General features: G+C 65.2%; 10 protein-coding genes. 9 read left to right on the top strand and 1 reads right to left on the bottom strand.

Going from position 1 to position 9,367, the window contains the following annotated elements:
* The first annotated feature begins 81 nt into the window (after positions 1–81).
* The 8 genes from V6M63_RS19305 to V6M63_RS19270 all read left to right on the top strand — a co-directional run bounded on the left by V6M63_RS19305 (position 82) and on the right by V6M63_RS19270 (position 8,275).
* A complete protein-coding gene (locus V6M63_RS19305) occupies positions 82–432 on the top strand; it encodes an RNA recognition motif domain-containing protein (protein ID WP_332744509.1) in 351 nt (116 codons plus the stop codon).
* A gap of 201 nt (positions 433–633) precedes the next feature.
* Complete coding sequence (locus V6M63_RS19300; protein WP_332744508.1) at positions 634–2,208, top strand: ABC transporter substrate-binding protein; 1,575 nt, start codon at positions 634–636, stop codon at positions 2,206–2,208.
* Between the two features lie 24 nt (positions 2,209–2,232).
* Positions 2,233–3,210 (top strand): ABC transporter permease, encoded by a 978-nt coding sequence (locus V6M63_RS19295; protein WP_332744506.1) that lies wholly within the window; start codon positions 2,233–2,235, stop codon positions 3,208–3,210.
* Positions 3,207–4,139 carry an ABC transporter permease gene (locus V6M63_RS19290; protein WP_332744504.1) on the top strand — a complete coding sequence of 311 codons (933 nt, stop codon included), beginning with the start codon at positions 3,207–3,209 and terminating at the stop codon, positions 4,137–4,139. The genes V6M63_RS19295 and V6M63_RS19290 overlap by 4 nt, the downstream gene beginning before the upstream one ends.
* Positions 4,129–5,109: an ABC transporter ATP-binding protein gene (locus V6M63_RS19285; protein ID WP_332744502.1), complete on the top strand. Its 981-nt coding sequence runs from the start codon at positions 4,129–4,131 to the stop codon at positions 5,107–5,109. Before V6M63_RS19290 ends, V6M63_RS19285 begins: the two co-directional genes overlap by 11 nt.
* A 3-nt stretch (positions 5,110–5,112) precedes the next feature.
* Positions 5,113–6,150, top strand: a complete 1,038-nt coding sequence (locus V6M63_RS19280; protein WP_332744500.1) for an ABC transporter ATP-binding protein — start codon at positions 5,113–5,115, stop codon at positions 6,148–6,150.
* The gene (locus V6M63_RS19275) at positions 6,147–7,034 is read left to right on the top strand and encodes an N-formylglutamate amidohydrolase (RefSeq protein ID WP_332744499.1); all 888 of its coding nucleotides are present in this window, start codon (positions 6,147–6,149) and stop codon (positions 7,032–7,034) included. The genes V6M63_RS19280 and V6M63_RS19275 overlap by 4 nt, the downstream gene beginning before the upstream one ends.
* 29 nt (positions 7,035–7,063) lie before the next feature.
* Positions 7,064–8,275 carry a M20 aminoacylase family protein gene (locus V6M63_RS19270; protein ID WP_332744497.1) on the top strand — a complete coding sequence of 404 codons (1,212 nt, stop codon included), beginning with the start codon at positions 7,064–7,066 and terminating at the stop codon, positions 8,273–8,275.
* 83 nt (positions 8,276–8,358) lie between these two features.
* Here V6M63_RS19270 and V6M63_RS19265 read toward each other — a convergent pair whose 3' ends face one another.
* The gene (locus V6M63_RS19265) at positions 8,359–8,520 is read right to left on the bottom strand and encodes a KTSC domain-containing protein (RefSeq protein WP_332744495.1); all 162 of its coding nucleotides are present in this window, start codon (positions 8,518–8,520) and stop codon (positions 8,359–8,361) included.
* Between V6M63_RS19265 and V6M63_RS19260 the strand changes: the two genes are divergently transcribed.
* Positions 8,519–8,911 carry a hypothetical protein gene (locus V6M63_RS19260; protein ID WP_332744493.1) on the top strand — a complete coding sequence of 131 codons (393 nt, stop codon included), beginning with the start codon at positions 8,519–8,521 and terminating at the stop codon, positions 8,909–8,911. The two genes, V6M63_RS19265 and V6M63_RS19260, sit on opposite strands and share 2 nt — an antisense overlap.
* Positions 8,912–9,367 lie beyond the last annotated feature (456 nt).

The raw sequence follows: 9,367 nt of genomic DNA, 5'->3' as shown, positions 1-9,367 counted from the left end.
TCCGTTGCGTCCGACTCCCGGTCCTCCTGCCCGCCTTCCCAGTGCGCACTGTTGCGTGCCATCATTTAGAAAGACTCTTTTATGACCAGCAAAATCTACGTGGGCAACCTGCCCTACTCCGTGACCGACTCCATCCTGGAGAGCAACTTTGCCGAGTTCGGCAGCGTTTCCTCCGCCAAGGTCATGATGGACCGTGAAACCGGCCGCTCGAAAGGGTTCGGTTTTGTCGAAATCGGGTCCGCGGAAGCCGCCCAGGCTGCCATCAAGGCGCTGGACGGCATGTCCGTGGATGGACGCTCGATCACCGTGAACCTGGCCCGCCCGCGTGAAGAAGGCCGTAGCCAGGGTGGTTACGGTGCAGACGGGTTCAAGGCAACGAAGCGTGCGGACGTTGGCTATGGCAATGGCGGCTACGGCGGTGGTCGTTATTAACGCAGTCGTTGGCACCAAAGAACCGGCTCAGCCGGTTCTTTTTCGTTCGGACTAGGCGCTGATCAGTCCGATCGCCGCCAGCCGGGTTATCACGGTGCTACGGCCCACGGCGCCGCGTGTATGCTGTGCCAGCGCAAGAATGCACCGCGGGCGCGCATGTTGCTTGATCCCGCAATCCCTCAACTTTCCGGAGTCACTGCTATGCGAGGAAAACTGTTTGCCTGCGCGTTCGCCGCCGCTACGGCCGGCCTGGTAGGTAACGCCGTGGCGCGCGACCTGGTCGTCGCGATCAAGACCGAGCCATCGTCGATGGATCCGCAATATCACGCGCTCACGCCCAACATCCAGCTGTCGCAGACACTGTTCGACCCGCTGGTCTGTGCCGACGCCGAGATGCTGCCCAGGCCATGCCTTGCCGAGTCATGGACCGCCCAGGGAAACACCTGGACCTTCAAGCTGCGGCCCAACGTGAAATTCTCCGACGGCTCGCCCTTCACCGCTGCCGACGTGTTGTTCACCTTTGACCGCGTGCCCAAGGTTCCCAACAGCCCGTCCTCGTACAAGATCTACCTGCAGGAGATCACCAAGGTCGAGGCAGTGGACCCGCTCACAGTGCGCATCACCACCGAAAAGCCGTATCCGCTGCTGCCGACCAACATGGCCTCCCTGCCCATCCTGTCCGCCAAGGCCGCGTCGGGCACCGCGCCAGAGGGTAAGACCACCACCGAGCTGAATGCCGGCAATGGCCTGGTGGGTGCCGGCCCCTACAGGTTCGTGTCCTGGAAGCGCGGCTCCGAAATCATCTTCGAGCGCAACCCGCACTACTGGGGCCCCAAGCCCGCGTGGGACAAGGTCACCTACCGCCCGATCAGCAACCCGGCGGCGCGCGTGGCGGCGTTGCTCGCCGGCGACGTCGACCTGGTGGAAGACCCGCCGACCGACGACCTGGAACGTCTCAAGAAGGACCCCAAGCTGAACGTGGTGGCCAAGGCATCCAACCGCGTCATCTATGTCGCGCTGGACCAGAACGGCGAGCAGACTCCGGGCATACAGGGCACCAACGGCAAGAACCCCTTCCTGGACAAGCGCGTGCGCGAAGCCATGTCGCTCGCCATCGACCGCCAGGCGCTGGTGGACCGCATCATGGGCGGCGTCGCCACGCCGGCCGCGCAACTGCTGCCGTTGCCCATGCTGGGCGCCAGCAAGAACCTGGCGACGCCCGCCAAGGCCGACCCCGAAAAAGCCAAGGCATTGCTCAAGGCTGCGGGCTATCCCGACGGCTTTACCCTGGTGCTGGGTTCGCCCAACGGCCGCTACATCAACGACAGCAAGGTGGCGCAGACCCTGGCGGCGATGTGGACCCGCATCGGGGTCAAGACCACGGTGGATGCCGCCGCGCCGCCGGTGTTCTTCAAGAACCGCGACAGCTATGCGTACAGCGCCTACCTGGCCGGCTGGGGCACCGCGACCGGAGAGATGTCCAACACCCTCAACTCCCTGCTGGTAACCCCCAACAAGGAGAAGGGGGTAGGCACCACCAACCGCAGCCGCTACTCCAACAAGGCCATGGACAAGCTCGTGGATGATTCGGCCGACCTGATGGACCCGGTCAAGCGCGGCGAAATGCTGGCCAGGGCCAGCGAGACGGCCATGGCTGATTTCGCGATGCTGCCGATTCACTTCGAGCACTCGGTCTGGGCCATGAAGAAGGGGATCGAGTTCACCGGCCGCGCGGACCAGCAAACCATGGTGCAGTACGTGACGCTCGGCAAGTGAGCATGCGCCGCTGAGCATCGCCGCATGCTCGCCTACATCATCCGCCGCCTGCTGCAGGCCGTGCTCGTCATGGCCGCGATGTCGGCGCTCGTCTTCATCGGCCTCTATGTCGTGGGCGACCCGGTCTCGATGATGGCCAGCCCGGACGCCACCGAGCTGGACCGTGAGGCGATCCGCCAGAACTTCGGGCTCGACAAGCCGTTGTGGCAGCAATACGCCATCTTCATGTCGCATGCGTTGCGGCTGGATTTCGGCAAGAGCTTCCTCACCGGCCAGTCGGCGATGGGCCTCATCCTGGAGCGCATGCCCGCCACACTGGAGCTGGCCTGTGTGGCCATGCTGCTGGCGGCGATCATCGGCATACCGCTGGGCATCTGGGCCGGACTCAAACCCCAAGCCTTCAGCACGCGCGGCATCATGACGGGCTCGGTGCTGGGCTTTTCGCTACCCAATTTCTGGGTCGGGCTGATGCTGATCATGGTGTTTGCGGTCTACCTGGGCTGGGTGCCGGCCAGTGGCCGCGGCAAGACCGTGCTGGTGGGCCCGCTGGACCTGAGCGTGCTCACGCTGGACGGCTGGAAGCGACTAATCCTGCCGGCCCTGACCATCGCCATCGCCAAGGCGGCGCTCATCATCCGCGTGACGCGCGCCGCCACGCGCGAAGCGCTGCCCATGGACTACATCAAGTTCGCGCGCGCCAAGGGCCTTGCCTGGAGCCGCATCCTGCGGGTGCACCTGCTCAAGAACATCATGATCCCCATCGTCACCGTGTTCGGCCTGGAGTTCGGCCAGGTCGTGGCCTTCGCAGTGGTGACTGAAACCATCTTCGCCTGGCCCGGCATGGGCAAGCTGCTGCTCGACTCCATCATCACGTTGGACCGCCCGGTGGTCGTGGCCTATCTGATCCTCATCGTCTTCTTCCTGGTCATGCTCAACCTGGTGACCGACATCCTCTACTCCGTGCTCGACCCCCGGGTGCGGTTGCAGGCGGCGAAAGCATGAGCGCCATCATCACGCCCGTCGTGCTCGAAGAAGAGGTGGTGGCATTGCCGCCGCCCGAGACCCCGTGGCAACGCCTGCGCCGCGAGTTTTTTGCCAACAGGCTGGCCGTCGCAGGGCTGGTGCTGTTGCTGCTGGCCGTCGCCGTGGCCGTGTTCGCGCCCTGGATCTCGCCGCAGAACCCCTACGACATCGGCAAGCTCGACATCCTGGACTCCAAGCTGCCGCCTGGCAGCAAGACGGCCGATGGCGGCATGCATTACTGGCTGGGCACCGATGGGCAGGCGCGCGACCTGCTCTCGGCCATCTTCTACGGCCTGCGCACCAGCCTGATGGTGGGCGGCGTCTCGGTGGCATCGGCGCTGGCTATCGGCACCGTTGTCGGTCTCGCGGCCGCTTACTTCGGCGGCTGGATCGACGCGCTGCTGATGCGCATCGTCGACATCCAGCTCTCCTTCCCCGCCATTCTGGTCGCGCTGATCCTGCTGGCCATCCTGGGCAAGGGCGTCGACAAGGTGATCATCGCGCTGGTCATCGTCCAATGGGCTTACTTTGCGCGGGCGGCCCGCGGCGCCGCGTTGGTCGAGCGCGCCAAGGAATACGTGGAAGCCGCGCAATGCATGGCCCTCAGTTCGCAACGCGTGCTGCTGCGCCACATGCTGCCCAACTGCATGCCGCCGCTGATCGTCATCGCCACCATCGACCTGGCGCACGCCATTGCGCTGGAGTCGACGCTGTCTTTCCTCGGTGTCGGCGTGCCGGTGACCGAGCCCTCCCTGGGCATGCTGATCGCCAACGGCTTCGAGTTCATGCTCAGCGGCCACTACTGGATCTCGTTTTTCCCCGGTATCGCGCTGGCGCTGGCCATCGTCGGCATCAACCTGGTGGGCGACCACCTGCGCGACATCCTCAATCCGCACAATGCCCACTGACAGCTTGAGTGCACCGGTCCTCGAGGTGGAGGGCCTGCAGACCCACTTTTTCACCCATGGCGGTGTGGTGAAAGCAGTCGACGGTGTCGACCTGCGCGTGGGCGCGGGCGAAATCCTCGGCCTGGTCGGTGAATCGGGGTCGGGCAAGAGCATCACCGGCTTTTCGGTCATCGGGCTGATCGATGCGCCCGGCCGCATCGTGGGGGGCAGCATCCGCTACCTGGGCGAAGAGCTGGTGGGCGTGGGCGAGCCACGGTTGCAGCAGCTGCGCGGCAAGGAGATCGCGATGATCTTCCAGGACCCGATGATGACGCTCAACCCCGTGTTGCGGGTGGACACGCAGATGGTCGAGGCCATCCACGCGCACGAGAAGGTGAGTGCTTCGGCAGCGCTGGCCCGCGCCCGCGACACGCTGGCCATGGTCGGCATCCCGTCGCCGCAGGAGCGGCTGCTGTCGTACCCGCACCAGCTGTCGGGCGGCATGCGCCAGCGCGTGGCCATTGCCATCGCGATGCTCAACAAGCCCAAGCTGATCATCGCGGACGAGCCCACCACCGCGCTGGACGTGACCATCCAGGCGCAGATCCTGTACGAAGTGCAGAAGCTCTGCCGCGAAACCGGCACCGCCATGATCTGGATCACGCACGACCTGGCCGTCGTGTCCGGCCTGGCCGACCGCATTGCCGTGATGTACGCTGGCCGCATCGTCGAGAGCGGCGCCACCGCCGACGTGGTGCACCGGCCTTCGCACCCCTACACGCAGGGCTTGATCAATTCGATTCCGACGCGGGCGACACATGGTTCGCTGCTGCGCCAGATTCCTGGGATGACGCCGTCGCTGCTGCAGCTGCCGCAAGGCTGCGCTTTCCGCCCGCGCTGCAGCTACGCATCCAACGTCTGCCTCACCACTCCACAGGCGGTAGACCTGCCGCCGCAAAAGACCGTGCGCTGCTGGCACGCGCTGGCCTGACCAATGCACGCATCCACCACGTCCCAGGTCGCCCCACCGCTGCTGCAACTGCGCGGCATCGACAAGCGCTTCGTGCAGCCGGTGGACCTGGCCGGCAGGATCGCCAACCTGCTCGGTGCGCAGAACGCGCCGTCCGTGGTGCATGCGGTAGCCGGGGTCGACCTCGACATCACCGCTGGCGAAGTGATCGGCGTGGTGGGTGAATCGGGTTGTGGCAAGTCGACGCTGGGCCGCGTCATCGCCGGAATCAACCCGCCCAGCGCCGGCGTCGTCAGCTACAGGGGCAAGCCCCTGCACGGCATGACCCCGGCCGAGCACAAGGCCTATGTGCTGGGCGTGCAGATGATCTTCCAGAACCCGATGGCCTCGCTCAACCCGCGCATGCGGGTGCTGGACATCATCGGCGAGGCGCCCGTGGTGCACGGCCTGGTTCCTGCGTCCGGCAAGGACGAATACGTCGCCGACCTGATGCGCCAGGTCGGGCTGGATCCGGACTACGGCCAGCGCTACCCGCACCAGTTCTCGGGCGGCCAGCGCCAGCGCATCGGTATCGCGCGGGCCCTGGCGCTCAAGCCGCAGCTCATCGTCTGCGACGAGGCGGTGGCCGCGCTGGACGTCTCCATCCAGGCCCAGGTGCTCAACCTGTTCCTGGAACTGCGCCGCGCATTCGCCCTGACCTACCTGTTCATCAGCCACAACCTGGGCGTGGTCGGCCACATCTCGGACCGCGTGGTCATCATGTACCTGGGCCGCGTGGTCGAGGTCGCACCCACGCAGACCATCTTCAGCCGCCCCAACCATCCTTATACCCAGGCCCTGCTGTCGGAGCTGCCGTCGCTGGACACGCAGCGCCGCGACTACCAGCCGATCAAGGGCGAGTTGCCTTCACCGCTGCGCCCGCCCACCGGCTGCGCCTTCCACCCGCGCTGCCCGCATGCGATGCCGCGCTGCAGTGCGGAGCTGCCGGCGCTGCGCACGCTTGTATCGGGCCACACCAGCGCCTGCCACCTGAACGACATGGCTCCGGCCGTTCCCGCATGAGCACACCCGTACTTCCCAGCGTCTCCACACCCTTCACGCCCTACACGTTGCGCCTGCCCGAGGGCGAGGCCCTGCCCCTGGTCTGCGACTCGCCGCACAGCGGCACCATGTACCCGGCCGACTTCGGCTACACGATCCCGTTCGAGCGCTTGCGCGCGGGCGAGGACACGGACGTGCATGTGCTGTGGGAGTCGCTGCCATCGGTGGGCGCGACGCTGCTGGCGGCCGAGTTCCCGCGGGCCTACATCGATCCAAACCGCGACGTCGACGACATCGACCCGGCCATGCTGGACGCACCCTGGCCCGGGCCACTGAACCCCGGCCAGAAAACCGGCCTGGGCATCGGCCTCGTCTGGCGCGATGCGGGACAGGGCGGCCGCACACCCATCTACAGCCGCAAGCTCAGCGTGGCCGAGGTGCAGCACCGCATTGCCACCTACCATGCGCCCTACCACGCGGCCATGCGGCAGGCCATCGAGGCCGCGTATGCGCAGCACGGCGCCGTGTGGCACCTCAACCTGCATTCCATGCCTGCCGACTCCTATAAGGGCCTGGGCATCCAGACAGACAAGACGCTGGCCGACTTTGTCCTGGGCGACCGCGACGGCACAACGGCCGCGCCGGAGTTCACCCAGATGGTGGCGCAGGCGCTGCGCAGTCGCGGCTTCAGCGTGGCCATCAACGACCCCTTCAAGGGCGTGGCGCTGATCTCCCGCCTGGGCCGGCCCGCACAACACCGCCACAGCCTGCAGATCGAACTGCACCGGGGCCTGTACCTGGATGAAGCCACCTGCGAGCGCAGCGCTGGCTTCGGCGCCCTGCAGGCGGCACTGGCCGGTGTGGCACAGGACATCGCCGACTACGTCCGGACGCAGGTGAAATAACCGCTGTCGCAGCACAAAGGACCCGCACCATGAGCACCATCGCCGAAATCGACACCACGCACGAAGAATTCACCATTCTGCGGCGCGACATCCACGCCCACCCGGAGCTGGCCTTCCAGGAGAACCGCACCTCGGACGTGGTGGCCGAGCGCCTGGCCAGCTACGGCATCGAGGTGCACCGTGGCCTGGGCAAGACCGGCGTTGTCGGCGTGCTGCGCGGCAGCAAGACCGCGGCAGGCGGCAAGCCGCGTGCCATCGGCGTGCGCGCCGACATGGACGCACTGCCCATGCCCGAGCACAACCGCTTTGCCCATGCATCCAGGCATGAAGGCCGCATGCACGGCTGCGGCCACGACGGCCACACCGCCATGCTGCTGGGCGCGGCCAAGTACTTGGCGAAGCACCGCGACTTCGACGGCATTGTCAACTTCATCTTCCAGCCGGCGGAAGAGGGCGGCAATGCCGGCGCCAAGGCCATGATGAACGACGGTCTGTTCGAGAGATTCCCGTGTGACGAGATCTACGGCATCCACAACATGCCCGGCTTCCCGGTCGGGCACTTCGCCTTCCGCAAGGGGCCGGCGATGGCGTCGAGCAACCGCTTCGACATCATCGTGCGCGGCACTGGTGGCCACGCCGCGCAGCCGCACAAGTCGGTAGACACCATCGTCATCGCGGCAGAACTGGTGGGCGCGCTGCAGACGCTGATCTCGCGCCACAAGAACCCGATTGACGTGGCCGTGGTCAGCGTGACGCAGATTCATGCCGGCGACGCCTACAACGTGCTGCCCGGCGAGGCCGTGATCAAGGGCACCGTGCGCACTTTCAGCACCGAGGTGCTGGACGAGATCGAAAGCAACATGCGCCGCATGGCCGAGATGCTGCCCCAGGCACATGGTGGCTCGGGCGAATTGAAGTTTCACCGCGCCTACCCGCCGCTGGTGAACTGGGACGCGCAGACCGAGTTTGCGATGAAGGTGGCGCAGGACGCCTTCGGCGCGCAGAACGTGGACGGCAACACGCCACAACACGGTGGTGCCGAGGATTTCTCGTTCTTTCTGCAGGAAGTACCCGGCAGCTACCTCTTCATGGGCAATGGCGAAGGCGCGCACCGCGAGGAAAAGTACATCGGCATGGGGCCGTGCGAGCTTCACAATCCCAACTACGACTTCAACGACGCGCTGCTGCCGATCGGGTCCACGTACTGGGTGAAGTTGGTGGGGGCGTTTTTTGCGCGATAGGACATGCGGGGCGAGCCAGGAGACCCGTGTTTCTTCGACCGTGGGTGACGTCTGCTCATGGCCCGAAAGCAGACGCCAAGAATTTACTGCCGGTACTTCTTCGGAATAGGGTGCGTCCGGCAGTCGAATGGTCCGTCCGCACCGCTTCCGCGAATGCGGGTTTCGAAGAACTGCCGCTTCGAATTGGCCCTTTCGAGGCCTTGCACTGTCGCGGCGTCGATTTCGCAGTAGTGGTAGTAGGTCATGCAGTTGAGCGACAAGAGTGACGCCTTTGGCGTCTCGCTCACCGCGGCGGCACTGCGATGGGTGAAGTCCACGCATGCAAGTGCGGTGCTGATTCTCTCGCGGGATGGATTCATGAATTGGGCAGTGCCATCGGATCGCGCTCTGAAGAATGGCGCATTCTTCAGGACCAAAGGCGCTCCTCGTGAGATTCCCGCGGCCTCCGTCACCGCAGCCAGCGGCAGCGAGCGCATCGGGCAAACCCTGGCTGCAACTGTTTGGTTCCCCAGCGCCGACCTGAACGCCACCGTTAAAGAACTGACGGTCGTTTGCGACAACTACGGGAGCACTCTTACCCTTCTATGCCTTTCGCCGAACGAGAAGGTGTGGGCACCTTGGAGCACCGAAGCGTAGTCCGAACCTGGGATAGCGTCTCGATGAGCGCGAGTGAGATGGCAGCAACTTTGCACGACTTGCTCGGCCGACTTAGCTGTCCAGTAGCCGGAATAGAAATTCCGGCGCCCGGCAGGTGACATGTCCCTCTAGTGCACGACGGCGCGCCAGACTTCGACCGCAAGTTGCCCAAAAAGTACTCCTCGCCGGGTGTGGTTCTCGCATCTGCCTAGTAAGCCGACGCCACGGGATGTCCGCTTTCGACCCAAAGCAGACTTCCCGCGGGGGAAGCAGCTGCGTTTCCATCTCGACCGCCCCTAAAGTTCTTGCGCCGTTCCGTCTTGGAGGGCCCCCGTGGGCGCCACGATCGCAGCTTTGATGCTGGCTCTGTTCTCTCTGTTCCAGTCCGCCTCGGGGTGGCGAGATTCAATTCCTCTTCGAGGTAGTTTCTAAGCGACTCAGGATGCACCTCCACCC

It is taken from the genome of Hydrogenophaga sp. (assembly GCF_036675665.1).
Taxonomy (GTDB): Bacteria; Pseudomonadota; Gammaproteobacteria; order Burkholderiales; family Burkholderiaceae_C; genus Hydrogenophaga.
Note: the sequence above shows the minus strand (reverse complement) of the source record. Positions and strands in the feature narration are given on the sequence as shown.

Excerpts from the sequence above, each read along its gene's own strand:
- V6M63_RS19285 (WP_332744502.1), top strand. The coding sequence starts at position 4,129 with ATGCCCACTGACAGCTTGAGTGCACCGGTCCTCGAGGTGGAGGGCCTG.
- V6M63_RS19300 (WP_332744508.1), top strand. The coding sequence starts at position 634 with ATGCGAGGAAAACTGTTTGCCTGCGCGTTCGCCGCCGCTACGGCCGGC.
- V6M63_RS19260 (WP_332744493.1), top strand. The coding sequence starts at position 8,519 with ATGCAGTTGAGCGACAAGAGTGACGCCTTTGGCGTCTCGCTCACCGCG.
- V6M63_RS19275 (WP_332744499.1), top strand. The coding sequence starts at position 6,147 with ATGAGCACACCCGTACTTCCCAGCGTCTCCACACCCTTCACGCCCTAC.
- V6M63_RS19280 (WP_332744500.1), top strand. The coding sequence starts at position 5,113 with ATGCACGCATCCACCACGTCCCAGGTCGCCCCACCGCTGCTGCAACTG.
- V6M63_RS19305 (WP_332744509.1), top strand. The coding sequence starts at position 82 with ATGACCAGCAAAATCTACGTGGGCAACCTGCCCTACTCCGTGACCGAC.
- V6M63_RS19265 (WP_332744495.1), bottom strand. The coding sequence starts at position 8,520 with ATGACCTACTACCACTACTGCGAAATCGACGCCGCGACAGTGCAAGGC.
- V6M63_RS19295 (WP_332744506.1), top strand. The coding sequence starts at position 2,233 with ATGCTCGCCTACATCATCCGCCGCCTGCTGCAGGCCGTGCTCGTCATG.
- V6M63_RS19270 (WP_332744497.1), top strand. The coding sequence starts at position 7,064 with ATGAGCACCATCGCCGAAATCGACACCACGCACGAAGAATTCACCATT.
- V6M63_RS19290 (WP_332744504.1), top strand. The coding sequence starts at position 3,207 with ATGAGCGCCATCATCACGCCCGTCGTGCTCGAAGAAGAGGTGGTGGCA.